Origin of the sequence: Ottowia sp., from assembly GCF_035444425.1 — a bacterium.
Taxonomy (GTDB): Bacteria; Pseudomonadota; Gammaproteobacteria; order Burkholderiales; family Burkholderiaceae_C; genus Ottowia.
The window spans coordinates 84,724-111,554 of the sequence record NZ_DAOMOQ010000007.1 but is presented as its reverse complement, the minus strand read 5'-3'; the positions used below and the strand labels follow the sequence as shown (position 1 = coordinate 111,554).

26 protein-coding genes and 2 tRNA genes are annotated in these 26,831 nt (G+C 69.8%); 17 read left to right on the top strand and 11 right to left on the bottom strand.

Features of this window, described 5'->3' with window-relative positions:
* From PK606_RS04925 to sufT, 7 genes are all read left to right on the top strand, one after another.
* A partial coding sequence (locus PK606_RS04925; protein WP_324561302.1) for a SufD family Fe-S cluster assembly protein occupies positions 1 to 632 on the top strand: 632 nt, incomplete at its 5' end.
* Positions 633 to 664: 32 nt separating this feature from the next.
* Positions 665 to 1,444 (top strand): Fe-S cluster assembly ATPase SufC, encoded by a 780-nt coding sequence (gene sufC, locus PK606_RS04920; protein ID WP_324561300.1) that lies wholly within the window; start codon positions 665 to 667, stop codon positions 1,442 to 1,444.
* Complete coding sequence (locus tag PK606_RS04915; protein WP_324561298.1) at positions 1,441 to 2,694, top strand: SufD family Fe-S cluster assembly protein; 1,254 nt, start codon at positions 1,441 to 1,443, stop codon at positions 2,692 to 2,694. The genes sufC and PK606_RS04915 overlap by 4 nt, the downstream gene beginning before the upstream one ends.
* A complete protein-coding gene (locus tag PK606_RS04910; RefSeq protein WP_324561296.1) occupies positions 2,687 to 3,946 on the top strand; it encodes an aminotransferase class V-fold PLP-dependent enzyme in 1,260 nt (419 codons plus the stop codon). The genes PK606_RS04915 and PK606_RS04910 overlap by 8 nt, the downstream gene beginning before the upstream one ends.
* On the top strand, positions 3,943 to 5,091 hold the full coding sequence (locus PK606_RS04905) for a cytochrome P450 (protein WP_324561294.1): 1,149 nt from the start codon (positions 3,943 to 3,945) through the stop codon (positions 5,089 to 5,091). Before PK606_RS04910 ends, PK606_RS04905 begins: the two co-directional genes overlap by 4 nt.
* Entirely contained in the window at positions 5,088 to 5,543 is a 456-nt protein-coding gene (gene sufU / locus PK606_RS04900) for a Fe-S cluster assembly sulfur transfer protein SufU (protein ID WP_324561293.1), read from the top strand. The genes PK606_RS04905 and sufU overlap by 4 nt, the downstream gene beginning before the upstream one ends.
* A 4-nt stretch (positions 5,544 to 5,547) precedes the next feature.
* The gene (gene sufT, locus PK606_RS04895; RefSeq protein WP_324561308.1) at positions 5,548 to 6,105 is read left to right on the top strand and encodes a putative Fe-S cluster assembly protein SufT; all 558 of its coding nucleotides are present in this window, start codon (positions 5,548 to 5,550) and stop codon (positions 6,103 to 6,105) included.
* 92 nt (positions 6,106 to 6,197) lie between these two features.
* Here the strand turns inward: sufT and PK606_RS04890 are convergent, their stop codons facing one another.
* Positions 6,198 to 6,656 (bottom strand): carboxymuconolactone decarboxylase family protein, encoded by a 459-nt coding sequence (locus PK606_RS04890; protein ID WP_324561291.1) that lies wholly within the window; start codon positions 6,654 to 6,656, stop codon positions 6,198 to 6,200.
* Between the two features lie 193 nt (positions 6,657 to 6,849).
* On the opposite strand from PK606_RS04890, the gene PK606_RS04885 reads away from it, so the two are divergent.
* From PK606_RS04885 to PK606_RS04860, 6 genes are read left to right on the top strand one after another with little or no spacing between them, the layout of a single operon-like run.
* Positions 6,850 to 7,512 (top strand): TetR/AcrR family transcriptional regulator, encoded by a 663-nt coding sequence (locus tag PK606_RS04885; protein ID WP_324561289.1) that lies wholly within the window; start codon positions 6,850 to 6,852, stop codon positions 7,510 to 7,512.
* Positions 7,509 to 8,675 (top strand): efflux RND transporter periplasmic adaptor subunit, encoded by a 1,167-nt coding sequence (locus PK606_RS04880; protein WP_324561287.1) that lies wholly within the window; start codon positions 7,509 to 7,511, stop codon positions 8,673 to 8,675. The genes PK606_RS04885 and PK606_RS04880 overlap by 4 nt, the downstream gene beginning before the upstream one ends.
* A gap of 48 nt (positions 8,676 to 8,723) precedes the next feature.
* Positions 8,724 to 11,930: an efflux RND transporter permease subunit gene (locus PK606_RS04875; protein ID WP_324561285.1), complete on the top strand. Its 3,207-nt coding sequence runs from the start codon at positions 8,724 to 8,726 to the stop codon at positions 11,928 to 11,930.
* 40 nt (positions 11,931 to 11,970) lie between these two features.
* Positions 11,971 to 12,645: a protein-L-isoaspartate O-methyltransferase family protein gene (locus PK606_RS04870; RefSeq protein ID WP_324561283.1), complete on the top strand. Its 675-nt coding sequence runs from the start codon at positions 11,971 to 11,973 to the stop codon at positions 12,643 to 12,645.
* A gap of 32 nt (positions 12,646 to 12,677) precedes the next feature.
* On the top strand, positions 12,678 to 13,019 hold the full coding sequence (locus PK606_RS04865) for a rhodanese-like domain-containing protein (RefSeq protein ID WP_324561281.1): 342 nt from the start codon (positions 12,678 to 12,680) through the stop codon (positions 13,017 to 13,019).
* A 9-nt stretch (positions 13,020 to 13,028) separates the two neighbouring features.
* A complete protein-coding gene (locus tag PK606_RS04860; RefSeq protein ID WP_324561279.1) occupies positions 13,029 to 14,375 on the top strand; it encodes a TolC family outer membrane protein in 1,347 nt (448 codons plus the stop codon).
* A 49-nt stretch (positions 14,376 to 14,424) separates the two neighbouring features.
* Here PK606_RS04860 and PK606_RS04855 read toward each other — a convergent pair whose 3' ends face one another.
* The 4 genes from PK606_RS04855 to PK606_RS04840 all read right to left on the bottom strand — a co-directional run bounded on the left by PK606_RS04855 (position 14,425) and on the right by PK606_RS04840 (position 18,545).
* Positions 14,425 to 15,072, bottom strand: coding sequence for an exosortase H-associated membrane protein (locus PK606_RS04855; protein WP_324561277.1), 648 nt, complete (start codon positions 15,070 to 15,072; stop codon positions 14,425 to 14,427).
* Between the two features lie 9 nt (positions 15,073 to 15,081).
* Positions 15,082 to 15,591, bottom strand: coding sequence for an exosortase H (gene xrtH / locus PK606_RS04850; protein ID WP_324561274.1), 510 nt, complete (start codon positions 15,589 to 15,591; stop codon positions 15,082 to 15,084).
* Positions 15,592 to 15,709: 118 nt separating this feature from the next.
* Complete coding sequence (locus PK606_RS04845) at positions 15,710 to 17,008, bottom strand: 3-deoxy-D-manno-octulosonic acid transferase (protein WP_324561272.1); 1,299 nt, start codon at positions 17,006 to 17,008, stop codon at positions 15,710 to 15,712.
* Between the two features lie 148 nt (positions 17,009 to 17,156).
* Positions 17,157 to 18,545: a phosphomannomutase/phosphoglucomutase gene (locus PK606_RS04840; RefSeq protein ID WP_324561270.1), complete on the bottom strand. Its 1,389-nt coding sequence runs from the start codon at positions 18,543 to 18,545 to the stop codon at positions 17,157 to 17,159.
* Positions 18,546 to 18,603: 58 nt separating this feature from the next.
* Between PK606_RS04840 and PK606_RS04835 the strand changes: the two genes are divergently transcribed.
* Positions 18,604 to 19,524: a DMT family transporter gene (locus PK606_RS04835; RefSeq protein ID WP_324561268.1), complete on the top strand. Its 921-nt coding sequence runs from the start codon at positions 18,604 to 18,606 to the stop codon at positions 19,522 to 19,524.
* Here the strand turns inward: PK606_RS04835 and PK606_RS04830 are convergent.
* The 4 genes from PK606_RS04830 to hrcA form a co-directional block, all read right to left on the bottom strand.
* A complete protein-coding gene (locus PK606_RS04830) occupies positions 19,517 to 20,140 on the bottom strand; it encodes a riboflavin synthase (protein WP_324561266.1) in 624 nt (207 codons plus the stop codon). The genes PK606_RS04835 and PK606_RS04830 overlap by 8 nt on opposite strands.
* A gap of 65 nt (positions 20,141 to 20,205) precedes the next feature.
* A tRNA-Arg gene (locus tag PK606_RS04825) sits at positions 20,206 to 20,282 on the bottom strand.
* Between the two features lie 29 nt (positions 20,283 to 20,311).
* Positions 20,312 to 20,388 (bottom strand) — tRNA-Ile (locus PK606_RS04820).
* 14 nt (positions 20,389 to 20,402) lie between these two features.
* On the bottom strand, positions 20,403 to 21,419 hold the full coding sequence (hrcA, locus tag PK606_RS04815; protein ID WP_324561264.1) for a heat-inducible transcriptional repressor HrcA: 1,017 nt from the start codon (positions 21,417 to 21,419) through the stop codon (positions 20,403 to 20,405).
* Between the two features lie 26 nt (positions 21,420 to 21,445).
* On the opposite strand from hrcA, the gene PK606_RS04810 reads away from it, so the two are divergent.
* Genes PK606_RS04810 through rapZ form a run of 3 tightly spaced genes read left to right on the top strand, consistent with a single transcriptional unit; the run spans position 21,446 to position 24,932 of the window.
* Positions 21,446 to 22,342, top strand: coding sequence for an NAD kinase (locus PK606_RS04810; protein WP_324561263.1), 897 nt, complete (start codon positions 21,446 to 21,448; stop codon positions 22,340 to 22,342).
* 5 nt (positions 22,343 to 22,347) lie between these two features.
* Entirely contained in the window at positions 22,348 to 24,066 is a 1,719-nt protein-coding gene (recN, locus tag PK606_RS04805) for a DNA repair protein RecN (RefSeq protein WP_324561261.1), read from the top strand.
* Positions 24,063 to 24,932: an RNase adapter RapZ gene (rapZ, locus tag PK606_RS04800; RefSeq protein ID WP_324561259.1), complete on the top strand. Its 870-nt coding sequence runs from the start codon at positions 24,063 to 24,065 to the stop codon at positions 24,930 to 24,932. Before recN ends, rapZ begins: the two co-directional genes overlap by 4 nt.
* Here rapZ and mutY read toward each other — a convergent pair.
* Complete coding sequence (gene mutY / locus PK606_RS04795) at positions 24,923 to 26,002, bottom strand: A/G-specific adenine glycosylase (protein WP_324561257.1); 1,080 nt, start codon at positions 26,000 to 26,002, stop codon at positions 24,923 to 24,925. The genes rapZ and mutY overlap by 10 nt on opposite strands.
* A complete protein-coding gene (gene mutM / locus PK606_RS04790) occupies positions 26,002 to 26,817 on the bottom strand; it encodes a bifunctional DNA-formamidopyrimidine glycosylase/DNA-(apurinic or apyrimidinic site) lyase (RefSeq protein WP_324561255.1) in 816 nt (271 codons plus the stop codon). Before mutM ends, mutY begins: the two co-directional genes overlap by 1 nt.
* Positions 26,818 to 26,831 lie beyond the last annotated feature (14 nt).

Genomic DNA, 26,831 nt, shown 5'->3' with positions numbered 1-26,831 from the left:
GGTACCCGGGCGACGAGAACGGCGTCGGCGGCATCTACAACTTCGTCACCAAGCGGGGCCTGGCGGCCGGCAAGCGCTCGCGCATCTCGTGGACGCAGGTCGAGACCGGCTCGGCCATCACCTGGAAATACCCCAGCGTGGTGCTGCGCGGCGACGACTCCAGCGGCGAGTTCTACTCGGTCGCGGTGACGCACCACCACCAGCAGGCCGACACCGGCACCAAGATGATCCACCTGGGCAAGAACACCTCCAGCCGCATCATCTCCAAGGGCATCAGCGCCGGCAAGTCGCAGAACAGCTACCGCGGCCTGGTGCGCGTGGCGCCGACGGCCAGCGGCGCGCGCAACCACACGCAGTGCGACTCGCTGCTGATCGGCGGCGAGTGCGGCGCCCACACCTTCCCCTACGTCGACACCGCGCGCTCCGATGCCGTGGTCGAGCACGAGGCCACCACCACGCGCATCTCGGAAGAGCGGCTGTTCTACTGCCAGCAGCGCGGCATCGAGCCCGAGGAGGCCACGGCGCTGATCGTCGGCGGCTTCTGCCAGGCGGTGCTGGAAGAGTTGCCGATGGAATTCGCGCTGGAGGCCAAGGGGCTGCTGGCGGTATCGCTCGAGGGCGCGGTGGGCTGAAGCCCGACGCAACACCAACCAAGGAACCGAACATGACCAATCAAGCCAATCCCCTGCTCACGGTGCGCAACCTGAGCGTCGACGTCGCCGGCCACCCGGTGCTGAAGTCGCTGTCGCTGGACGTCGCGCACGGCCAGGTGGTGGTGCTGCTGGGCGCCAACGGCAGCGGCAAGAGCACGCTCGGCATGACGCTGGCCGGCCATCCGCGCTACACCGTCACCAGCGGCAGCGCCACGCTGGACGGCAAGGACCTGCTGACCATGGAGCCCGAGGAGCGCGCGCGCGCCGGTGTGTTCCTGTCCTACCAGTCGCCGCCCGACGTGCCCGGCGTCAAGACCAACCTGTTCATCCGCACCGCGCTCAACGCGGTGCGCCAGGCGCGCGGCGAGAAGCCGCTCGACGCCTTCGACTTCCTGTCGCGTGCGCGCGGCGCCGCGGCGCCGCTGGGCCTGCCCGACACCATGCTGGGCCGGCCGGTCAACGACGGCTTCTCGGGCGGCGAACGCAAGCGCAACGAGCTGCTGCAGCTGGCCCTGCTGGAGCCACAGCTGGCGATCCTGGACGAGATCGACTCCGGCATGGACGTCGACGGGCTGCGCGCCGTGATCGACCTGGTGCAGCGGCAGCGCAAGGCCGGCTGCGGCTTCATTGTCATCAGCCACCAGCTGAGCCTGATCGAGGCGCTGCAGCCGGACCAGGTCGCCTGGCTGCAGGACGGCGCCATCGGCGAACTGGGCGACATCGAGCTGGCGCGGCGCGTGGCATCGCAAGGCTACGTGCAGGCGGCGCAGGCCGCCAGGGTGGCGGCATGAGCGCGGCCCGCACCGACATGCAGGCCGCGCGCGAACAGCTCGAGCGCAGCGGCTGGATCACGCGCAAGACCGAGGCGTTCCGCCACCTGTCGCCGCCGCCGGCAGCGCTGTGGCTGGGCGACGAAGCGCAGGCTGCCGGTCAACCCGCCGCCGCCTCTGGCTGGAGCGTGCAGCCGACGCAGGCGCAGCCGAGCACGCGCATCGTCACGCGCATCCTGGACGCCGCCAACGCGACGCAGCGCCACGAGCTGTTCGCCGACCTGCCGCTGCCCGACGATGCCAGCCGCGACGACGCCGCACCATTTGCCTGGGCGCATCGCGCCCTGTGCCGCGAAGGACTGCGCCTGCAACTCGAACAGGCCGACGGCCGCGCGGCCGACCAGGCCACCTGGCTGACGCTGCAATACCAGCCGCAGGCGACGGTCGAGGCGCCACTGGCGGTGATCGAGGTCGGCGCCGGCGTGCGCGCGGTGCTGGTCGAGACCCATCCGCACCCGGCCGGCATCGGCCCGCTGGTGCAGAACCTGCAGTTGCATGTGCGCCTGGCCGCCGGTGCCTCGCTGGTGCATCTGCGCGTGGTCGAACCGCAGGACGACGACCAGATCGCCCACCACGTGCAGGTCCGGCTGGCGCAGGGTGCGCAGTACCGCCAGGCACTGATCGGCGAAGGCAGCCGCTACCACCTGCAGCGCCTGGTGATGGATCTCGACGAGGAGCAATCGAGCGCCTGCGCCGGTGCCGTGTTCATGAATGCCGGCACCTCGCTCGACTTCCAGAACCGCATACGCCACCTGGCGCCGCGCAGCTACGGTCAGGTGCAGGCGTTGGCACTGGCGCGCGATGCGGCGCGCGTGGTGCTCAATGCGCACAGCTACATCGCCCCCGGCTGCGACGACGCCGACGTGCACCAGCGCCTGTGGGGCGTGCCGCTGCACGGTGAACCGCGGCTGGTGCTGCGGCCGCACCTGGAGATCCTGCACGACCAGGTGCAGGCGGTGCATGGCGCCACCTGGGGCGCGCTGCCCGAGGACGCGCTGTTCTACGCCCAGCAGCGCGGCATCGCCAGCAACGTGGCGCGCGGCCTGATCGTGCAGGGCATGGCCAACGACCTGCTGAACAAGACCATCGGCGACGACGCGCTGATCGAGTCGCTGGACGCGCCCGACCGCATGTCGCGTGCCATCGCACGCCTGCTCGACGACGGCGCCGGGGCGCCGAAGACCGTGTCGACGGAGGTCGGCCGTGGGTAAGCGCCCGGACTGGAACGAGGGCAAGCTGGCCGAACTGCGCGCGCTGTTCCCGGTGCTGCACCAGCAGATCAACGGTCACGCACTGGTCTACCTGGACAACGGCGCCACCACCCAGATGCCGACGCCGGTGCTGGATGCCATGCGCCACTTCGAGCAGCACCGCCGCGCCAACGTGCACCGCGGCGTGCACACGCTGTCGCAGCGCGCCACCGACGATTTCGATGCGGCGCGCGCCATGCTCAAGCGCTTCGTCGGCGCCACCGCGCCCGAGCACGAGCTGGTCTTCACCTCCGGCACCACCGACGCACTCAACATGGTGGCGCAGGGGCTGGCCACGCCCTGCGAGCGCCCGGCCGTGCTGCAGCCCGGCGACGAGATCATCAGCACCGGGCTGGAACACCACGCCAACCTGATTCTGTGGCAGCAGGTGGCCAAGCGCAGTGGCGCCACCCTGCGCATCCTGCGGCCCGATGCCGACGGCCGTCTGCACGCTGCCGACCTGCAGGCGCTGCTGAGCGATCGCACGCGCGTGTTCGCCACCACCGCCTGCGCCAACGCCACCGGTGAGCGGCCGCCCTACGAGCAGCTGATCAAGTTGGCGCGCGAGGCCGGCGCCCTCACCGTGCTCGACGCCGCCCAGGCGGTGTCGCACGAGACGCTCGACTTCGCGGCCATCGGCGCCGACTTCATGGCTTTCTCGGGCCACAAGATGTACGGCCCCATGGGCACCGGCGCGCTGGTCGGCCGCCGCGCCGCGCTGGCGCGCCTCACGCCGCTGCGCTTCGGCGGTGACATGGTCGAGCGGGTCGGCCTGTTCGACGCGGAATTCGCCGAGGTGCCGATGCGACTGGAAGGCGGCACGCCTAACGTCGGCGGCGCGGTCGGCATCGCCGCCGCGGCCGAGTTCCTGCTGGCCCAGGGCCTGCCCGCCATCGACCTGCACGTGCGCGCGCTGCGCGAGCGGGCGGTGCAAGGGCTCGCCGGCATCAAGGGACTGCGCGTGCTGGCGCCGCACGCGCACGAATCGGCCATCGTCTCCTTCGTCGCCGACCACGTGCATCCGCACGACATCGGCACCCTGCTGGACGCGCGCGGCATCGCCGTGCGCACCGGCCACCACTGCGCGCAGCCGCTGATCGACCACTTCGGCGTCGGCGCCACCACGCGCGCCTCGTTCGCGCTCTACAACACCCCCGATGAGGTCGATCAGCTCATCGCCGGCGTCACCCATGCGCTGGAGGTGCTGCGTTGACGCAAGCCCCCAGGCCCAATTGGGATCCGCGCTCGGCACAGGTGCAGGCGGATCAGCGTGCGGCGTTCGACGAACTGCGCGAGCGCTGCCCGGTGGCCTGGAGCGAGAGCATGCACTGGTCGGTGCTGCGCCACGCCGACGTGATGCGCGTGCTGCAGGACCACGAGACCTTCGGCAGCGCGGTATCGCAGCACCCGGCGGTGCCCAACGGCTACGACCCGCCACAGCACACGGCCTACCGGCGCGCGCTCGATCCGTTCTTCAGCCCCGAGCGCATGAAGCAGTTCGAGCCGGTCTGCTGCGAGGTCGTGGCCAATACCGTCGGCCAGGCGCTGGCGCTGCGCGACCTCGAAATCAACCACGAATTCGCGCTGCCGTTCGCGGTGCGCGTGCAGTGCGCCTTTCTCGGCTGGCCGCCGCTGGTGCAGGACGAGCTGCTCAACTGGCTGCGCCGCAGCCATGCCGCCACGCGATCCGGCAACCGCGTGCTGACCTCGACCATCGCGGCCGAGTTCGAGGCCTTCGTCGAGCGCATGCGCACGGCCCGCGAGGACGCGCCGCACGATCAGGACATCAACACCGAGCTGATGCACACCAGCGTCGACGGTCGTCCGCTGGATCTGCGCGAGCTGGCCAGCGTGCTGCGCAACTGGACCGTGGGCGAGGTCGGCACCATCTCCGCCTCGGTCGGCATCCTGCTGCATTGGCTGGCAGCGCATCCCGACTGGCAGCAGCAACTGCGCCAGCGGCCCGAGCTGCTGCCGCCGGCGATCGACGAGATCCTGCGCATCGACGGCCCGCTGGTGGCCAATCGCCGCATCACGCGCGCCCCGGTGGAACTCGGCGGGCGCCAGCTCGGCACCGGCGAGCGCATCTCGATCAACTGGGTCGCCGCCAACCGCGACGCCCGCGCCTTCGAGGAGCCGGATGCATTCCGGATCGACCGCGACCCTTCGCGCAACCTGCTGTATGGCGCCGGCATCCATGTCTGCCCCGGCGCGCCGCTGGCGCGGCTGGAGCTGCGCCTGCTGATGGAAGAACTGCTGCTGCGCACCACGCGCATCGAACTGCCGCCCGGCGATCCACCGACGCGCGCGGTCTACCCCGACGCCGGATACGCCAGCCTGAGGATCAGGATGCAATGAACGAACCGATCGAAGATCTCTACCAGGACCTGGTGCTCGAGCACAAGCGCTCGCCGCGCCACTACGGCCACCTCGCGCAGCCGACGCAGAAGGCACAGGGCACCAACCCCTCGTGCGGCGACTCGGTAGCGGTCGAGGTCCGGGTCGAAGACGGCGTGCTGCAGGACATTGGCTTCACCGGCCATGGCTGCGCCATCTGCATCGCCTCCTCGTCGATGATGAGCGAAGCCCTGCATGGCCATGAACTGGCGGTGGCGCGCGACCTGCACGCGCGCTTCCGCGGTGTGCTGACCGGCGAGATCGAGCCGGGCGAGGCGCACCTGGGCAAGCTGGAAAGCCTGGCCGGCGTGCGCCGCTACCCGAGCCGCATCAAGTGCGCGCTGCTCGGCTGGCACGCACTGATGCACGCGCTGGCCGAAGCCGACCAGGCCGGCGCCAGCAAGGAGGTTTGAGAACATCATGTACATGCGTGACAACGTCATCCTGCAACGCGACGTCGAGGTCGAGCGCATTCCCGACGGCATGCCGATGACCCTGCCGTCCGGCACCATCGCGGTGCTGACGCAGGCGCTCGGCAGCACCTTCACCCTGGCCGCCGAGGGCAACCTGGTGCGCCTGAAGGGCGAGGACGCCGACGCCATCGGCCAGGCACCACCGGTGGAGGTCGGCTACGACATCGAGGATCCGTCGGCGCTGACGCGCGACGATTTCGAGGAACTGGTCTGGAAGGCGCTGGCGACCTGCTACGACCCGGAGATCCCGGTCGACATCGTGCAGCTCGGCCTGGTCTACGAATGCGACGTGCGCGAGGACGAGGACGACAGCTTCGCCGTGCACATCGTGATGACGCTGACGGCGCCCGGCTGCGGCATGGGCGAGAGCATCAGCAACGAGGTGCGCGAGAAGCTGCAGGCGCTGCCGCGCGCCGGCTACATCCAGGTCGACCTCACCTTCGATCCGCCCTGGGGCCGCGACCGCATGAGCGAGAGCGCGCTGCTCCAGTTGGGGCTCTGAAACACCGAGCGGCGACGCGGACGCGCGGCGCTCCGCACCGGTCGCGCGAGATCAGCTGACCAGGGCGGGCCAGTGCCAGCCAGCGCCGGAACTCAGGCCGGCCCCGCCTGCGCTTCCGGCAGGGGCATCCGGAACGCCACCGACAGCCGGTTCCAGCCGTTGATGGCGACGATCGCCAGCGACAGCTCCACCAGTTCCTGCGGCGTGAAGGCGCTGCTGGCCTGCTCGTACACCGCATCCGGCACGTAGTCGTCGTGCACCAGCGTCAGCGCCTCGGTCCAGGCCAGCGCGGCGCGTTCGCGCCCCGAGTACAGCCCGGTCTCGCGCCAGGCCGGCAGTAGCAACAGGCGCTGCGCGGTCTCGCCCTGCGCCAGTGCATCGCGCGTGTGCATGTCGAGGCAGAACGCGCAGCCGTTGAGCTGCGAGGCGCGGGTCTTGACCAGTTCCAGCAGCAGGGGTTCGAGCCCGAAACCGTGCACGGCCTGCTCCAGCGCCAGCATGGCGGCAAAGGCCCGTGGGCTGGTCTTCTTGTAATCGATGCGTTCAGACATGAGGTGGTGCTCCTTCATTCGGCTCGCCGGGGTGCGCGGGCGGGATGCCGGCGTTCGGCGCGCTGCAAACCGTTTGTGACATGTTTCCAGTTCCAACGGGATGCCCCTGCCGCCGGTGCGGCCAGCGGGCCGGAGAAAGAGCTTGACGCGATCCGAGACGACCCAGTAATATTACTAACCAGTCAGTCATTAAATGAGTTCCCAGAAACCCACCCCAACGGCGGCGCCCCGGCGCACACGCCGCAAGCAGGCACGCCCGGGCGAATTGCTCGAGGCGGCGCTGGCCTTGTTCGTCGAGAAGGGTTTCGCCGCCACCCGGGTGGAGGAAGTCGCCGCCCGCGCCGGCGTCTCCAAGGGCACGCTGTTCCTGTACTTTCCCAGCAAGGAAGAGCTGTTCAAGGCCGTGGTGCGCGAGAACGCCAGCCGGCACCTGGCCGACGCCATGCGCGAGGTGGCCGGCTACGCCGGCAGCAGCGCCGAGCTGCTGCATGAGTTCGTGCGCCGCTGGTGGACCCAGTACGGCGGCACGCCGGCGGCCGGCCTGACCAAGCTGATCATGAGCGAGGCCGCCAACTTCCCCGAGCTGGCGCGCTACTACCAGGACGAGGTGGTGCAGCCCGGGCACGAGCTGGTGCGCCGGATCGTGCAGCGCGGCATCGAGCGCGGGGAATTCCGCCCGCTCGACCCGGCGCTGGCAAGCCACCTGATCCTGGCGCCGCTGGTGCAGCTGGTGATCTGGCGCTTCTCGCTGGCGCCCTGCGGCCCCGCCGGGCAGCTGCCAGACCCGCCGGTGCTGCTGGACCTGCATGCCGACATGATCGTGCGCGGGCTGCGGCGGGAACAATCGCGCCCATGAACTCCGCGCTCCGCCGCTGGCTGAAAACCACCGTGCTGCTGCTGGCGCTGGCGGGACTCGTCCTGCTCGGCTGGCGCAGCTACAGCGCGCGCCAGGCCGAACGGCAGGCGCAGTCGGCGCAGCTCGAAAACCCGGTGATCGAGCTCGGCGCCATCGATGTCGCCCGCGTCCGGACGCAGCTGCTGCACAGCGGGTTGCCGATCTCCGGCGTGCTCAAGGCCGTCAACACCGCGCTGGTGAAGGCACGCGTGCCGGGCGAGTTGCAGGGTCTGACACTGCGCGAAGGCGACCGGGTCGAGGTCGGCCAGGTGATCGCACGCGTCGAATCGAGCGAATACGCCGACCGCGTGCGCCAAGCACAGCAACAGGCCGACGCCGCCCGGGCGCAGGTCGACATCGCCCAGCGCCAGTACGACAACAACGCCGCGCTGGTGCAGCAGGGCTTCATCTCGAAGACTGCGCTCGACAACTCGCTGGCCGGCCTGAACAGCGCCCGCGCCAACCACCGCGCCGCGCTGGCCGGCATCGAGGTGCTGCGTAAGTCGCTTGCCGATACCGTGCTGCGGGCGCCGATCAGCGGCCAGATCTCGCAGCGGCTGGCGCAGCCCGGCGAGCGCGTGTCGCCCGAGGCGCGCATCGTCGAGATCGTCGACCTGAGCCGGCTCGAGCTGGAGGCGGCACTCAGCCCCGCCGATTCGGTCGCCGTGCAGGTCGGCCAGCAGGCCAGCCTGGCCATCGAAGGCGTGGCCGAGCCGGTGCAGGCCACGGTGGCGCGCATCAATCCGAGCGCGCAGGCCGGCAGCCGCAGCGTGCTGGTGTACCTGAGCGTGGCCGGCCAGCCCGGCCTGCGCCAGGGCCTGTTCGCGCAGGGGCAGCTGGCAACCGCACAGCAGCAGGCGCTGGCGGTTCCCTTGAGCGCCGTGCGCACCGACAAGCCGCTGCCCTACGTGCAGGTCGTCGAGGGGGATCGCATCGCCCACCACACGGTGCAGACCGGCACCCGCGCCGCGGTCGCCGACGAAACCTGGGTCGCGGTCACCGGCGTGCCGGAAGGCGCGCTGGTGCTGCGCGGCGCCGCCGGCCTGCTGCGCGAGGGCACGCAGGTGCGGCTGGCGCAACCGGCCTCCATCGCCAGCGCACCGCCGGGCAACGTGCGGCCATGAGCTTGCCGGCCACGCCGCGCAGCCGCGCCTGAGCACCCATCACCAGCCATGTGGTTCACCAAGGTCAGCCTGAACAACCCGGTGTTCGCCAGCATGCTGATGCTGACCTTCGTCGTGCTCGGGCTGTTCTCGCTGCAGCGCCTGCAGGTGGACCAGTTCCCGAACGTCGACTTCCCGGTCGTCGTCGTCACCACCGACTACCCTGGCGCCGCACCCGCCATCGTGGAGAGCGAGGTCAGCAAGAAGATCGAGGAAGCCGTCAACTCGATAGCCGGCATCAACGCCCTGTACTCGCGCAGCTACGAGGGCTTCTCGGTCGTCATCATCGAGTTCCAGCTGCACATCGACGGCCGCAAGGCAGCCGACGACGTGCGCGAGAAGGTCGGCCAGGTACGCCCGCTGCTGCGCGACGAGGTCAAGGAACCGCGCGTGCTGCGCTTCGATCCGGCCAGCCGCGCGATCTGGTCGCTGGCGGTACTGCCCGATCCGCCGCCGGGCCAGCAAGCCCTGTCCGCCATCGAGCTGACCAACTGGGCCGACCAGGTGCTCAAGAAAAGGCTGGAGAACGTGCGCGGTGTCGGCGCTGTGAACTTGGTCGGCGCCTCCAAGCGCGAAATCAAGCTGTACCTGCAGCCGCAGGCACTCGAAGCGCTGGGCGTGACGCCCGACCAGGTGATGGCGGCTGTGCGCGGCGAGAACCAGGACGAACCGCTCGGGCCGGTGCGCACGCCGGCGCAGGAGCTGACCGTGCAGCTCGAAGGCCGCATGCAGCGGCCGGAGGACTTCGGCCGCATCATCGTCACCCGGCGCGGTGGCGCGCCGATCTACCTGGAGCAGGTGGCGCGCGTGCACGACGGCGCGCAGGAGCAGGAATCGCTGGCGCTCTACAACGGCGAGCGCACGCTGCTGGTATCGGTACAGAAGGCGCAGGACGAGAACACCATCGAGGTCGTTGATGGCCTGTACCAGGCGGTGGAACTGCTGCGCGCGGAGCTGCCGCCCGGCATCAGGCTGGAGCCGGTGACCGACTTCTCGCGCCCGATCCGGGTCGCCGTGACCAACGTGCGGCAGACCCTGATCGAGGGCGCGGCGCTGACGGTGCTGATCGTGTTCCTGTTCCTCAACTCGTGGCGCAGCACCGTCATTACCGGCCTGACGCTGCCGATCTCGATCATCGGCACCTTCTTCTTCATGCAGGTGTTCGGCTTCACCATCAACATGATCACGCTGATGGCGCTGAGCCTCTGCGTGGGCCTGCTGATCGACGATGCCATCGTGGTGCGCGAGAACATCGTGCGCCACGCGCAGATGGGCAAGGACCGCTTCCGCGCCGCGATGGAGGGCACGCACGAGATCGGTCTAGCGGTGCTGGCCACCACGCTGTCGATCGTGGCGGTGTTCCTGCCGATCGGCTTCATGGAAGGCATCATCGGCAAGTTCTTCCACGAGTTCGGCATCACCATCGTGGCGGCGGTGCTGATCTCAATGTTCGTCGCCTTCACGCTGGACCCGATGCTGTCCTCGGTCTGGCACGACCCCAGCATCCGCACCCATGGCGCCAAGGCCGGCCCGCCGGTCACGCTCTACGACAAGACCATCGGCCGCGTCACCGCCTGGTTCGACGACGCCACCGAGCGCCTGGCCAAGGGCTACCAGCGCCTGCTGCGCTGGGCGCTGGCGCACAAGCTGCTGACGCTGCTGATCGCCGCCGCCATCTTCGGCGCCAGCGTGGCCATGGTGCGGCTGCTGGGCACCGAGTTCGTGCCGCAGGCCGACTTCTCCGAAACCAACATCGCCTTCTACACGCCGCAGGGCTCGGCGCTGGAGGCAACCGAGGCCAAGGCGCGGCAGGTATCGGCGATCCTGGAAAGCTATCCCGAGGTGGTCTACACCGTCACCACCATCAACAGCGGCAACGCCACCGGCAAGACCAACGCCAGCCTGTACATCCGGCTGGTCGACCGCCACCGGCGCACGCGCAGCGCCGACGAGCTGGCGGCCGACTTCCGCCAGCGCCTGCGCGCCGTGCCCGGCATCACGGTGACGCAGGCCGGCCTGCTGGAGCCGGTGGGGGGGCAGAAGCAGATCGAGTTCTCGCTGCAGGGCCCGGACCAGGCCGAGCTCGAACGCCTGGCGCGCCCCCTGATGGCGCAGCTGCGCGCCATCCCTGGCCTGGTCGACCTGGACTCCAGCAGCAAGCCCGACAAGCCGACGGTGGAGGTCAAGGTGCGGCGCGAGGCCGCCTCCGAGCTCGGCCTCAGCTCGGCGCAGATCGCCGGCCCGCTGCGCACCCTGATCGCCGGCACCATCGCCGGCAACTGGCGCGCGCCGGACGACCAGACCTACGACGTCGTGGTGCGGCTGGCGCCCGAAGCGCGCACCACGCTGCAGGACCTGGAGCGTCTGCCGCTCACCGTCGGCGTCAACCCCGACGGCACGCCGCGCATCGTGCGCCTGAACCAGGTGGCCGAACTGGAGCAGGCCACCACCACCAACCAGATCAACCGCCGCGCCATGCTGCGCGAGATCATGATCACCGCCAACGTGCACGGCCGCACCACCGGCGAGGTGTCCGGCGACATCCGCACCGCGCTCGGGCAGACGGCCTTCGCGCCCGGCTATGGCTACACCTTCGGCGGCGCCACCAAGAACATGCAGGAGAGCTTCGCCTACGCGCTGCAGGCGCTGGCGATGGCGGTGATCTTCATCTACATGATCCTGGCCAGCCAGTTCAGGAGCTTCCTGCAGCCGCTGGCGCTGATGACCTCGCTGCCGCTGACGCTGATCGGCGTGGTGCTGGCGCTGATGCTGTTCGGCTCCAGCATGTCGATGTTCTCCATCATCGGCGTCGTCATGCTGATGGGTCTGGTGACCAAGAATGCCATCCTGCTGGTCGATTTCGCCATTCGCGCGCGCGAGGGCCGGGTCGGCGAAACCGGCGCGCTCGACGGCGTGCACGAGGCGCTGCCGCGCGAGCAGGCGTTGCTGATAGCCGCGCGCGTGCGCCTGCGGCCGATCCTGATGACCACGCTGGCGATGGTGTTTGGCATGGTGCCGCTGGCCTTCGCCGTCAGTGAGGGCGCCGAGCAGCGCGCACCGATGGGCCAGGCGGTGATCGGCGGCGTCATCACCTCGTCGCTGCTGACGCTGGTGGTGGTGCCGGTGGTGTACTGTTACCTGGACGATCTGGCGGGCTGGCTCAAGCGCCGGTTCCGCAAGTCCCCGCCCCTGGGGCAGACCGGCGGCGGCCGATAGAATTCAGGGTTTGCCCGCATTCACGCATGGAGCCTTTGAGATGAACGTCGAACAAGCCCGCTTCAACATGATCGAGCAGCAGATCCGCCCCTGGGACGTGCTCGACGCCCATGTGCTGGACCTGCTGGCCGTGGTGCGGCGCGAGGACTTCGTGCCGCCGGCGCACCGCGCGCTGGCCTTCGCCGACCTGGAGATCCCGCTCAAGCCCGGCGACGCCGCCATCGCCGCCGGTCAGGTGATGCTGGCGCCGCGCGTCGAGGCCCGCATGCTGCAGGATCTGCAGGTGGCCAAGCACGAGAAGGTGCTGGAGATCGGCGCCGGTTCCGGCTTCATGGCGGCGCTGCTCGGCCACCGCGCGCAGCGCGTGCTGACGTTGGAGTTCGACGCCGAACTGGCGCAGAGCGCCTACGCCAACCTGCAGCGCGCCGGCGTGCTGAACGTCGAGGTGCGCGTGGCCGATGGCGCCAGTGCGGACCTGTCGGCCGACGGCCCGTTCGACGTCATCGTGCTGTCGGGCTCGGTGGCGCGCTTGCCCGACGCGCTGCTCGAACTGCTCAAACCCGGCGGTCGCCTGATGGGCATCGTCGGCGAGGAACCCATGATGCGCGCCACCCTGGTGCGCAGGAGCGAGGCCGGCCTGATGGAAACCCAGCCCTGGGACACGGTGGCACCGCGGCTGCTGGGCTTCCCCGAACCGGCGCGCTTCCGCTTCTGAACCATGTTGCCGGCGCAGCCCTCGGCCGTCTGATGATCGAGCAGGTCACCCCGCAAGCGCTGCCGGCCTGGCTGCAGGCCGCACGTGCCAACGGCGAGCCACTGCTGCTGGACGTGCGCGAACCGGCCGAGTGGCGTGTCGCCAGCGTGCACGCCAACGGCGTCGAGGTGCTGCAGATGCCGATGATGAGCATCCCGCCGCGCCTGCACGAGCTCGATGCGGCGCGCCCGGTCGCAGTGCTGTGCCACCACGGTGGCCGCAGCATGCAGGTGGCGATGTTCCTGGCGCAGCGCGGCTTCACGCATGTCGCCAACATCGCCGGGGGTATTGATGCCTGGTCGCTGACCGTGGACCCCAGCATTCCGCGCTACTGAAGGACACCGATGCGCCTGCCCTTTCGCCGCTCCCTGACCTGTGCCGTCGCCCTTCTGGCTTGGGGCTTGGTACCAGCGCAAGCGCAATCCCTGCTGCAGCTCTACGACAGCGCCCAGCATTACGACGCCGCCACCCAGTCGGCGCAGGCACAGGCGCAGGCCAGCCAGGCCCGCGCCGACCAGGCCCGTGCCGGGCTGCTGCCGCAGCTCGGCCTGCAGGCCGGCGCGCAGCGCAGCTGGAGCGACGTCAACGTCGCCGGCAATTCGTCCAGCCGCTCGTTCAACGTGCTGAACGGCTCGCTGGTCGGCTCGCAGCCCCTGTACCGGCCGGCCAACCGCATCAGCTGGGACCAGGGCAAGATGCAGGCCGAACTGGCGCAGGTGCAGCTCGCCGGCACCGAGCAGGACCTGATCGTGCGCCTGTCGCAGGCCTACTTCGACGTGCTGGCGGCCGACGACTCGCTGCGCTTCGTGCGCGCGCTCAAGGCCGCCGTCGCCGAGCAACTCGAGTTCGCCAAGCGCAACTTCGAGGTCGGCAACGCCACCATCACCGACAGCCGCGAGGCGCAGGCACGCTTCGACCTGGCCACGGCGCAGGAGATCGCCGCCGAGAACGACTTGCGCGTCAAGAAGCTGGCGCTGGACCAGCTGGTCGGCCAGATCGGCACGCAGCCGCGCCCGCTGGCCGAACCGATCGTGCTGCCGCTGCCGCAACCCGACAGCGTGCAGGCCTGGGTCGATCTGGCGACTGCGCAGCATCCGGCCGTGATCCAGAGCCGCATGGCGCTCGACATCGCGCGGCTGGAGACCGAGAAGGCTAAGGCCGGCCACCTGCCCACCGTGGATTTGCAGGCTAGCGTCGGCCAGAGCCGCTATCCGGACGGCAACCCCTCGGTCAGCGCGGCGCCGGGCGCGCGCTACCGCAGCACCAACGCCGGCATCGGCGTGGTGCTGAACTGGCCGCTGTTCGCCGGCTACGCGATCGAGAACCGGGTGCGCGAAACCCTGGCGCTGCAGGACAAGGCGCGCGCCGACCTCGACAACATCGAACGCACGGTGTCGCAGGCCACGCGCGCCGCCTTCTTCGGCGTGCAGTCGGGCCTGGGACAGGTTAAGGCGCTGGAGGCGGCCGAGCAGTCCAGCCTGACCGCCCTGCAGGCCAACCAGCTCGGCTACCAGGTGGGTGTACGCATCAACATCGACGTGCTGAACGCGCAAAGCCAGCTGTTCCAGACCCGGCGCGACCTGGCGCGGGCGCGCTACGACGTGCTGGTCGGCCTGCTGCGTCTGAAGCAGGCCAGCGGCTCGCTCGACTACACCGATCTGCTGCCGATCAACCGGATGCTGATGCCCTGAGAGCGGCGCGCGCGGCAAACGCCTTCCGCACGGTTCCCGCCCGCGAAACCTAGGCGTTGTTGGCCGGCTTCGATGGCGCCTGCTGGCGCTGCTCCGGCGCGCCTTCCAGCGCCGCTTCCAGCCACAGCGCCGCGACGAAGCGCCGGTTGAACATCAGCCACAGCAGGATCGGCGCCATCGGCGCCATCATCAGGAAACCGAACTGGTAGCCGTAGGCGATTGCCTCCAGCGACCACTGGTTCCAGCCCAGGTAGGCCAACCCGGTCGGGCCGGAGCCGATCGCCACGTCGCGCAGCCACTGGAAGCAGATGCCCCAGGCCTGCGCCGGAATCAGGATCAGGCTGCCGACCAGGCCCTTGAGCCACCAGCGCCCGGTGCGTGCGGCCAGCAGCATGGCCCACAGGAGCACCATGCCGTAGCCGTAGGTCGGGTAGCTGACCTCGGGCGCCAGTTCGGCCAGCACGTCGCCGGTCGGCCCCTGCATGCGCACCTGCACCAGGGTGTGCAGTACCGCGTTGACGCCTTCCTGCTCGAAACCCTCGACCCAGTGGAACAGGCTCTTCATCACGGTGCCGGCCAGCCAGATCGGCGGCGCCGCGAACCAGCGCGCGGCCCAGTACCACAGCGGCAGCAGCAGGGCCAGCCAGACGACCGCCAGCAGCAGGAAGCGGCCGATCAGGGTGGCGCGCATGGGCATGGCGGGCGCTCAGGCCGCCGCAGCGACTGCCGGCTTGGGATCGCGCTTGGCGACGTAGCGCATCCACAGCAGCCAGACGATCAGCACGTCCAGCATGATCAGCGCCTGCCACATGTAGAGGTGCGCGAACTCGAACACCTGGAAATTCCACTGCCCGAGGAAAAATAGGCTGACGATGCGGATCAGGTTGACCGCCTGCACGGCGATGAAGCCCAGCCCGATGCCCCACAGCTTCATGCGCCAGGAGGAGGGAAACGCCAGCATCGCCGCCACCAGCACGATGGTCGCCTCGACGCCATTGCAGCCGGCCTCGATCGACACGCCGAAGCCGGTCTTCGCGCTTTGCAGCACGCGGCCATAGGAGATCACCGAAGGGTCGATCAGGTGCACGATGCTGGCGCTGACGCTGGCCAGCCAGCCGGTCCACGGGTGCACCACCGCCTGCTGCACCGGACCGAGCATCTCGATGCCGAACAGCACCAGTTGAACCACCAGGAAAATGCCGAAGAACCGAAGCACCTTGCGCCTTTCAATCGTTACCAGAGGAGCCGGAAGCAGGCCAACAAACTTTAACAGACCACTGGGCGAAATGCGCAGCCGAAAAAGCCTCGACGCGTGTGCCGGAAATGTGGCCGTCTCAGGCGCGGCGCAGCAAGCCGGCAACGGCTTCGGCGCTGCGCATGGCGGCGCCACGGTGGGCACGCGAGAAATCCAGCGCGACCTGGCGCCGGCCAGTGTGCCCCACGGCGTCGGTAAGCCAGGCCAGCGCCACCGTCAGACCCGCTCCCAGGTCCGGCACCCGGCGCGCAGCGCCGGCGGCTTCCGCCATCTCGGCGGCCTCGGCAAAGTTGAAGGTGTGCGGCCCCATCACCAGCGGACAACCGCAGGCCGCGGCCTCGATCAGGTTCTGCCCGCCCAGCGGCGCGAAACTGCCGCCCAGCAGGGCCACATCGGCAAGAGCGTAATACGCTGGCATCTCGCCCAGGCTGTCGCCCAGCCAGACCTCGGCGGTGACCGGCGGCCCGTCAGCCCACTGGCTGCGGCGCGACAGGCTGAATCCCTGATCCAGGATCAACTCGGCGATGGCATCGAAGCGCTGCGGATGGCGCGGCACGATCAACCATTGCGGCCAATGCGCTGCGTCGGCACGGCCTGCTGTTTCGGTGGTTGCCGCCAGATCGCGTAGCCGGCCCAGGAACTCGGCCTCCTCGCCTTCACGCGAGCTGGCCAGCATCACCACCGGACGCGCCGACCACACGTGCCAGGCCTTGCCGCGCGCCAGCAGCGCCGCGTCGGGCTCGGCATCGAACTTGAGGTTGCCGAACACGCCCGCCACCGGCGCGCCGATCTGGCGCAGCCGCTGGGCATCGGCTTCGGTCTGCGCCCAGGCCGCCGCCAGCGCGCGGTAGGCCGGCCGCATCAGCCAGCCGGCCCGCTCCGCCCCACGCAGGGATCTGGCCGACAGGCGGGCGTTGGCGAGCGCCAGTGGCACGCCATGCGCCCGGCTTTCCAGCACCAGGTTGGGCCAGACCTCGGTCTCCATCAACACGCCGACATCGGGCCGGAAGTGGCGCAGGAAGCGCCGCACGGCGCCCCGCGTGTCCCAGGGCTGCCAGACTTGCACGTCGCCCGGCCGCAGCAGCTTCAGGCCTTCGGCGCGTCCGGTGGCAGTGCCATGCGTGAGCAGCAGCCGCATGCTCGGCATGCGCTCGCGCAGCGCCGCCAGCAGGATGGCGGCGGCGCGTGTCTCGCCCAGGGAGACGGCATGCAGCCACACCAGCGGTCCGGCGCCCTCGGGTCGTGCGGTACTGTAGCGCCCGAAGCGCTCATCCACCGCCTCCAGATAACCCGGCTCCGCCGCGCCGCGCCGTTGCAGCTTGCGCCGCAGCAGCGGCTGGGCGAGCCAGGTGGCAAGGTCGTAGAGCAGGCGGGACACAGCGGGCTCGATGACGGAATGATTTCGCTGCGCGTCAATGACGGCGGCTGCGCCGCCATGACCACTGCGAGGCGCGAGACTTCATGTACCGATCGGCAGTCATTTGGTCATCGAAGCCGCGCAGCGGCAAGGTCATCTCGTCATTCTGTCAGTGCGCCGACGCACCGACCTGCGCATCGGGCTTGACGCGGCGCAGCAGGGCCAGCATGTCGGCCTCGATGCGCTGCAGCGCTGCCGGCGTATGGCCCTCGAAGCGCAGCACCAGCACCGGCGTGGTGTTGCTGGCACGAATCAGCCCGAAACCGTCGGCCCAGTCGACCCGCAGGCCATCGATGGTCGACACCTGCGCCGGCGCCGCGAACGCATCCCCCGCCAGCGCCTGCAGTTCGGCCGCCAGCCGATGCGGCTCGCCCTCGGCGCAGGCCACGTTCAGCTCCGGCGTGCTGTGGCTGGTCGGGAGCTCGTTCAGCACCGCGCTGGCGTCGGGCGAACGGCTCAGGATCTCGAGCAGGCGGCAGCCCGCGTAGGTGCCATCGTCGAAGCCGAACCAGCGCTCCTTGAAGAAGATGTGGCCGCTCATCTCGCCGCCCAGCGGCGAATCGAGTTCCTTCATCCGGGCCTTGACCAGCGAATGGCCGGTCTTGTACATCAGCGGCTCACCGCCTGCCGCACGAATGGCCGGCGCCAGGCGCTGCGAGCACTTGACGTCGTAGACGATGGTGCCGCCCGGCACGCGCGACAGCACGTCGCGGGCGAACAGCATCATCTGCCGGTCGGGAAAGATGTTCTGCCCGTCCTTGGTGACGATGCCGAGCCGGTCGCCATCGCCGTCGAAGGCCAGGCCGAGTTCGGCGTCAGTCTGCTGAAGCGCAAGGATCACATCGCGCAGGTTGTCGGGCTTGCTGGGGTCGGGATGGTGGTTGGGAAAGCTGCCGTCGACCTCGCTGAACAACTCGATCACTTCGCAGCCGATGGCGCGGAAGATGGCCGGTGCCGAGGCTCCGGCAACGCCGTTGCCGCAATCGACCACGATCTTCATCGGCCGTGCCAGGCGGATGTCGGAGACGATGCGCTCCCGGTAGGCCGGCAGCACGTCGTGCGGGCGCACGCTGCCGCCATCACGCCGCTGCCAGCTCTCGGCCTCGATCATGCGGCGCAGCGACTGGATGTCCTCGCCGTGGATGGCGCGGCCTGCCAGCACCATCTTGAAGCCGTTGTCGTCGCGCGGGTTGTGGCTGCCGGTGACCTGGATGCCGCTGCTGCACAGCGTGTGCGCGGCAAAGTACAGCATCGGCGTGGTGGCCAGGCCGATGTCGATCACCTCGATGCCGGCCGCCACCAGGCCACGGATCAGCGCCGCGCCGAGCGCGGGGCCGGACAGGCGGCCATCACGGCCCACCGCGACCACCCGCTCGCCCAGCGTCAGCGCCTGCGTGCCGAAGGCCAGGCCGAGCGCCTCGGCCACCGCCTCGTTGATGGTCACCGGCGTGGTGCCGCGGATGTCGTAGGCCTTGAAGATGCTGGAAGTGACTTGCATGGCCCGAGATTGTAGGAAGCCTGCCGCACAACGCGGTGCTCGGCGATACTTGCGCGCCATGCCCGCCCGAGCCGCCGCCCCTGCCACCGTGCCCGTGTCCGGGTTGGTGGCGCTGGAATTCGTGCTGCTGGCCGCCATCTGGGGCTCATCCTTCATGTTCATGCAGCAGGCGGCACTCGAGTTCGGCGCCCTGCCGACGGCTTTCGTGCGCGTCAGCGTGGCGGCGCTGTTCCTGCTGCCGCTGATGCTCGCACGCGGCCAGTGGCTGGCGCTGCGGCGCCACGCCGGCCCGGTGCTGCTGTGCGGTTTGATCAACTCCGGCATCCCGTTCGCGCTGTTCAGCTTCGCGCTGCTGCACCTGCCGACCGGCCTGTCGTCGATCCTGAACGCCACCGTGCCGCTGTTCGGCGCCCTGGTCGCCTGGGCCTGGCTGGGCCACCAGCCCGGCGCCTCGCGCACGATCGGCCTGGTGATCGGCTTCATCGGCGTCGCCCTGCTGGCCTGGGACAAGATCAGTTTTCAGGGCACTTCGGCCGGCATGGCCGCCTGGGCCGTGCTGGCCTGCCTGTGCGCCACCTTCAGCTACGCCACCGCGGCCAGCTACACGCACCGCTACCTCAGCGGCCTGCCGGCGCTGATGACCGCCACCGGCAGCCAGATCGGCGCCGCACTGGGTCTGGCACTGCCGGCGTTGCTGTTGTGGCCTGCCACCGCCCCCAGCGCTGGCGCCTGGGCCTCGGTCGTCGCGCTCGGCGTGCTGTGCACTGGCATCGCCTACATCATGTACTTCCGGCTGATCGAGACGCTGGGGCCCGCACGCTCGCTCACCGTCACCTTCGCCGTGCCGGTGTTCGCCATCGTCTACGGCGCCACGCTGCTGGGCGAGGCGATCACGCCTTGGATGCTGGGCTGTGGCGCCGTGGTGCTATGCGGCACCACGCTCGCAACCGGACTGGTCAAGCTGCCGTGGTTCAGGTAGTCGTCGCGCTCAGCATGCGCTCGACATAGCGCGCGATCAGGTCGATTTCCAGGTTGACGCGCGCACCGGTTGCCAGCGCATGCAGCGCCGTGTTCTGCACCGTGTGCGGGATCAGGTTGATGCTGATCTCGCAGCCCGCCGCCAGATCACCGACGCGGTTCACCGTCAGGCTGACGCCGTTCACGGTGATCGAGCCCTTGTAGGCCAGGTACTTCGCCAGTTCCTTCGGTGCCAGGATGCGCAGTTCCCAGCTCTCGCCGATCGGCGCGAACTGCGTCACCTCGCCGATGCCGTCCACATGCCCCGACACGATGTGCCCACCCAGTCGGTCGTGCGCCCGCAAGGCCTTCTCCAGGTTCACCGGCCCGGGCCGGTCCAGCGCGCTGGTGCGCGCCAGCGATTCGGCCGAAATATCGATCACGAAGCGCCTGCCTGCCGCATCGACCTGCGTCGCCGTCATGCAGGCGCCGTTCAGCGCGATGCTGTCGCCCGGCTCGACGTCGTCCAGATAGGCTGCCGGCGTCTCGATGACCAGCTGCTTGCCGTGCGCGCTGCTGGCGCCCAGATCACGCACCTCCACGATGCGGCCGACGGCGGTGATGATGCCTGTGAACATGGGCCTCGCCTCCATGCGAGAAAGCCCCGCAAATCCATGACTTGCGAGGCTTCTTGCGATTGTGTTGGCGCGGCTGGCAGGATTCGAACCCACGACCCCTTGGTTCGTAGCCAAGTACTCTATCCAACTGAGCTACAGCCGCGCAGAGCCGCGCATTGTAGCATTGAATTCTGGTAGGGCGTGCTGGACTCGAACCAGCGACCAAGGGATTATGAGTCCCCTGCTCTAACCAACTGAGCTAACGCCCCCGCCGAACGCGATTCTAGGCGCCGCTGCCCTTGCCCTGGCTGAGCGCGTTGCTGACCAGGCGCGCGGTGATGTCGACGATCTGGATCATGCGGTCGTAGGGCATACGGGTGGGGCCGATGACGCCCAGTGTGCCGACCACCTGGCCATCGACTTCATATGGCGCGCTGACCACCGACAGCTCCTCCACCGGCACCACCTGGCTCTCGCCGCCGATGAAGATGCGCACGCCCTCGGCCTGGGTGGACACGTCGAGCAGGCGCAGCAGCTGCGCCTTCTGCTCGAACAGATCGAACGCGCGCCGCAGCTGGTTCATGTCGCTGGAGAAATCGCTCACCGACAGCAGATTGCGCTCGCCGGAGATGATGACCTCGTCCTGCGCCTGGCTCATGGCTTCCGAGCCGGCCTGCACGGCCGCCTGCATCAGGGTCGCGATCTCGCCGCGCAGCCGATCGACCTCCTGGTGCAGCCGGGTGCGCACCTGCTCGATCGCCATGCCGGAGAAATGCGTGTTGAGGTAGTTGGAGGCCTCGATCAGTTCGGCCGGCGTGTAGTCGACTTCGGTGAACAGCACACGGTTCTGCACGTCACCGTCAGGCGCGACGATGATCAGCAGCAGGCGCCGCTCCGACAGACGCAGGAACTCGATGTGGCGGAACACCGAGCTGCGCTTGGGCGCCATCACCACGCCGACGAACTGTGACAGGTCGGACAGCAGGTGCGCAGCGCTGGCGATCACCTTCTGCGGCTGGTCCGGCGCCAGTTGCGGCGCCGGCAACTCGGGGCGCTGCGCGGTCAGCATGGTGTCGACGAACAGCCGGTAGCCGCGGGCGGTCGGAACCCGGCCGGCCGAGGTATGCGGGCTGGCGATCAGACCTAGTTCCTCCAGATCCGACATCACGTTGCGGATGGTGGCGGGCGACAGATCCAGCCCCGACGCACGCGACAGCGTGCGCGATCCGACTGGCTGACCGTCCGCGATGTAGCGCTCGATCAATGTCTTGAGCAGCAGGCGGGCACGGTCGTCAAGCATTCAAATCATTATGATGTAATTTGGCAATGAGCCTGAAGTTCCGCCGCGTCGCCCTGGTTGGCAAGTACGCTGAATCGGCCACCGGCACGACCACCGATTCGACACGCGAGGTCATTGCCGACATCGGCCATTTCCTGCGTGAGCAGGGTTGCGAAGTCAGCCTGGCCGAACACACGTGGCTCAGCACCGGATTGACGGAGTTCAGCGCGCTCGACGTGGCCGCCATCGGCAGCGACTGCGATCTGGCGGTGGTGGCCGGCGGCGACGGCACCATGCTGGGCATCGGGCGCCAGCTGGCCCGCTACGGCACGCCGCTGATCGGCATCAACCAGGGCCGGCTCGGCTTCATGACCGATATCCCGCTGGGCGAGTACCGCGAAACGCTGGCGCTCATGCTGGCCGGCGCCTACGAGGAGGATCACCGCACCCTGATGCACGGCAGGGTCTTCCGCGAAGGCGTCAGCGTGTTCGAGGCATTCGCCATGAACGACGTGGTGGTCAACCGCGGTGCCGCGGCCAGCATGGTCGAGTTGCGCGTCGACGTCGACGGGCATTTCGTCGCCAACCACCGCGCCGACGGCATCATCATCGCCACGCCGACGGGGTCGACCGCCTACGCGCTGTCGGCCGGCGGACCCTTGCTGCATCCACTGGTGCCGGCCTGGGTGCTGGTGCCGATCGCGCCGCACACGCTGTCGAACCGGCCGATCGTGCTGGCCGATCCGGTCGAGATCTCGATCGAGATCGTCGCCGGAAAGGACGCCAGCGCCAGCTTCGACATGCAGTCGATCACCTCGCTGCAGCACGGCGACCGCATCGTCGTGCGGCGCTCGGAGTTCCGCGTGCGCTTCCTGCACCCCAGGGGCTGGAGCTATTTCGACACGCTGCGCGAGAAGCTGCACTGGAACGAAGGAGGCGTCTGAGCACCATGGCGCTGCGCCACCTGATGCTGCGCGATTTCGTCATCGTGCCGGCGCTGGAGCTCGACCTGCATGAGGGCTTCACCGCGTTGACGGGCGAGACCGGCGCCGGCAAGTCGATCCTGGTCGATGCGCTGCAGCTGGTGCTCGGCGGCCGCGGCGATGCGCTGTGGGTGCGCGAAGGCCAGCCGCGCTGCGAGATCGGCGCCGAGTTCGACGCCCCGCCACCCGCCCTGCCCTGGCTCGAGGCCAACGGCTTCGAGGTCGATGCCTCGGAGCTGCTGCTGCGCCGCACGATCGGCGCCGCCGGCAAGAGCCGCGCCTGGATCAACGGCTCGCCTGCCACCCTGACGCAATTGCGCGAACTGGCCGACTGGCTGCTCGACATCCACGGCCAGCACGCCTGGCAGAGCCTGACGCGGCCGGCTGCGATCCGCGCCCTGCTGGACGCCTACGCCGGCGTCGACACCGCGCCGCTGGCCGAAGCCTGGCAGCACTGGCAGCAGGCGCAGGCCGCGCTGCAGCGGGCGCGGGCTGCGCAGGGCCAACTGGCGCAGGAACGCGAGCGCCTGACATGGCAGATCGGCGAACTCGACAAGCTGGCACCGCGCGAGGACGAATGGGACGAGCTGAACCAGCAGCACACCCGGCTGTCGCACGCACAGGCGCTGATCGACGCCGCGCAGACGGCTGCGGCGGCGCTGGAAGGCGACGACGCCGGCACCCTCGGCGCCTTGCCGGCGCTGGCGCAGGCGCAGGAGGCGCTGCAGGCCGAAAGCGGCATCGAGCCCGAATTCACGGCTTTGGTCGAGGTGCTGGAAGCCAGCGCTGCGCAGGCGCGCGACACCGCCCACAGCCTGCACGCCTACCTGCGCCGCGCCGACCTGGATCCGGATCAGCTGGCCGAGCTCGACCAGCGCATGGGTCAGTGGGTCGGGCTGGCGCGCCGCTTCCGCCGCCCGCCCGAGGAGCTGCCTGCGCTGCTGGCAGGCTGGCGCACTGAACTGGCGCAACTCGAATCCAGCGCCGACCTGGATCGGCTGCAGCGCGATGCGCAGCAACAGCACGCGGCGTACCTGCAAGTCGCACGCCAGGTCTCCGCCCAGCGTGCCAAGGCCGCACCGCGCCTGGCCGACGCGGTCACGGCGGCGATGCAGGATCTGGGCATGGCCGGCGGCCGCTTCGAGGTCAGCTTGCAGCCGCTGGCCGAACCGACCGCGCACGGGCTGGAGGGCGTGGCCTTCCTGGTCGCCGCCCACGCCGGCTCGACACCGCGGGCGATCGAGAAAGTCGCCTCGGGCGGCGAGCTGTCGCGCCTGGCACTGGCCATCGCCGTCACCACCAGCCAGCTCGGCGAGGCCGGCACGCTGGTGTTCGACGAAGTGGACGCCGGCGTCGGCGGCGCGGTGGCGGCGACCGTCGGCAGGCTGCTGCGCCGGCTCGGCCAGGACCGGCAGGTGCTGTGCGTAACCCATCTGCCGCAGGTGGCGGCCTGCGCCAACCGGCACCTGCTGGTCAGCAAGCAGGCCGGCAGTGGCGGCACCACCACCAGCGCGGTGAACGTCGTGGAAGGCGAGGCGCGCACGCGCGAGATCGCCCGCATGCTGGGCGGCGAGCGCATCTCGGAAGCCACGCTGGCGCACGCGCTGGAAATGCTGCAGTCGCCCGCAGCCAGCTCGGCCGATCAGGCCACGCCGTCCAAGCGCGGCCGCAAGGCGCGCGCATGATGACCGAACTGGTGGTGATCACCGGCATGTCGGGGTCCGGCAAGTCGATCGCGCTGCACGCGCTGGAGGATGCCGGCTACTTCTGCGTCGATAACCTGCCGCCCGAGCTGCTGCAGCCCTTCATCGCGCTGGAAGACCAGCGCCGCGGGCGCAAGATCGCCATCGCCATGGACGTGCGCAGCGGCGAGTCGCTGCCGCAGCTGCCGCTGCTGCTGCAAGGCCTGCGCGACCGCGGCCTGTCGCTGCGGCTGCTGTTTCTCGACGCCAGCGACCACACGCTGGTGCGGCGCTTCTCGGAGACCCGACGCCGGCACCCGCTGTCGCTGCAGCCCGACACCAACGGCCACCACACGCTGATGCAGGCGATCCAGCACGAGCGCGAACTGCTGGGCGACCTGCGCGAGCGCTCGCACGTGATCGACACCAGCTTCCTGCGTCCGGCGCAGCTGCTGGCCGCGGTGAAGGACCTGATCGCGCTGCCGACGGCGCAGCTGACGCTGGTGTTCGAGTCCTTCGCCTTCAAGCGCGGCATCACGCTGGACGCGGACTACCTGTTCGACGTGCGCATGCTGCCGAATCCGCATTACGAACCCGATCTGCGCCCGCTCACCGGGCGCGATCAGCCGGTGATCGACTTTCTCGACGCGCAGCCGCCGGTGCAGCTGATGCTGGAGCAGATCGCCGACTTCGTGCGCACCTGGCTGCCGGCGCTGGCGCGCGACCACCGCAGCTACGTCACGGTGGCGATCGGCTGCACCGGTGGGCAGCACCGCTCGGTCTACCTGGTCGAGAAACTGGCGGCGCTGTTCGGCGATGAATGGCAGACCCTGCGCCGGCACCGCGAACTGGACGTGCGTCAGGACTGAAGCTGCGCGCCGAGAAAGCGGCGCACCGGCGCCGGCAGGCCCAGTGCCGGCCACTCGGCTTGCGCGTACCAGCATCCCTCGGGCGCCTGGCAGGCCGACGCCGGGAGGTGCGCGCTGAGCACGTGCACGTCGAGATCGCGGTGGGTCAGCACATGGACGAAGGGCGCGTGCTCCACCACGGTCCGGCGCGCCGCCACGGGCAGGCTGTCCAGCAAGGCATCGCGCGTGGCGTACTGCGGCAGGCAGTGCAGGCGCGCCCAGATGCCGCTGGCCGGTCGCTGCGCCAGCCACACCCGGCCGCGCGCATCGACGGCGTGCAGTAGCCACAGCGTCATGCGGCCGCGGCGCGGGCGGCGGCTCTTGACCGGGTAGCGCTCCGGCTGGCCTTCGCGCGCCGCCACGCAGACATCCTGCAAGGGACATATCGCGCAGGCCGGACGGCGCAGCGTGCAGATCGTCGCACCGAGATCCATCAGACCTTGCGTGTAGGCCGGCATGGCATCCGGCAGATCCCGGTTCGGCAGCAGCGCTTCGGCGCGCTGCCACAGCGCGCGCTGGTTGGCGGCCAGGCTCGAGTCGGCATCGATGCCGAACACCCGCGCGAGCACGCGCTTCACGTTGCCGTCCAGGATCGCGGCGCGCTCACCGAAGCAGAACGCGGCGATCGCGGCGGCGGTGGAGCGGCCGATGCCGGGCAGCTCCTGCAAGGCCTGCGCGCTGCGCGGAAAGCGGCCGGCGCAGCGCTCCGTCACCTGTCGGGCGCAGCGGTGCAGGTTGCGCGCCCGGGTGTAGTAGCCCAGTCCGCTCCACAGGCCCAGCACGTCTTCCAGCGACGCCGCCGCCAGGCTGGCGACATCGGGAAAGCGCGCCAGGAAGCGCGGGTAGTACGCCAGCACGGTGCTGACCTGGGTCTGCTGCAGCATGATCTCGGACAGCCAGACCCGGTAGGGATCACGGCTGGCCTGCCAGGGCAGGTCGTGGCGCCCGTGCTGCCGCTGCCAGGCGATGATGCGCTGCGAGAAGCCGGTCGGGCCCTGCTGCGGCATCGGCACGCCCGGCGCAGCCCCCATCAGCCGCGCTGGCACTGGGCGCAAAAAAAGGTCGAGCGCTGGCCTTGCCGAATCTGCCGGATCGGCGCACCGCAGCGCAGACAGGGCTGGCCGGCGCGGCCGTAGACCGCGGCCTCGAGCTGAAAATGCCCACTCTCGCCGGTTGCGCTGGAAAAGTCCCGCAGCGTGCTGCCGCCGCGCTCGACCGCGCGGCAGAGCACCTCGCGGATCGCCGCGTGCAGGCGGTCGGCGCGCGGGCGCGACAGGCGGCAGGCACGCACCGTGGGGCGGATGCCGGCCATGAACAAGGCCTCGGAGGCGTAGATGTTGCCGACACCGACCACCAGGTCGCCCGCCAGCAGCACCTGCTTGATCGGCGCGCGGCGCAGCTTCAGGCCGGCGTGGAACGCGGCTGGATCGAAGCCGTCGTCCAGCGGCTCGGTACCCAGAGTCGAGAGCAGCTTGTGCGCCGGATCGACATCGGCGCCGGCGGACCAGACCACCGCGCCGAAACGGCGCGGATCGTGCAGGCGCAGCACGCCCTGGCTGGTCACGAGGTCAAAGTGGTCGTGCGGGCCAGGCACCGGCAGCTCGGGGCGAAACACCAGGCTGCCGGACATGCCCAGGTGCATCAGCAGCACGCCCTCGTCGAGCTGCAGCAGCAGGTACTTGCCGCGGCGCCTCACCTTCAGCACCGACAAGCCGTGCAGGCTCTCGGGCGCGCGGCCGAGCGGCCAGCGCAGCGGCCGCCCCAGCCGTACCGACAGGATGCGCGCGCCCGTGATGCGGTCGGCGAAGCTGCGCCGGGTCACCTCGACTTCGGGTAGCTCAGGCATGGCGGCGACGGGAC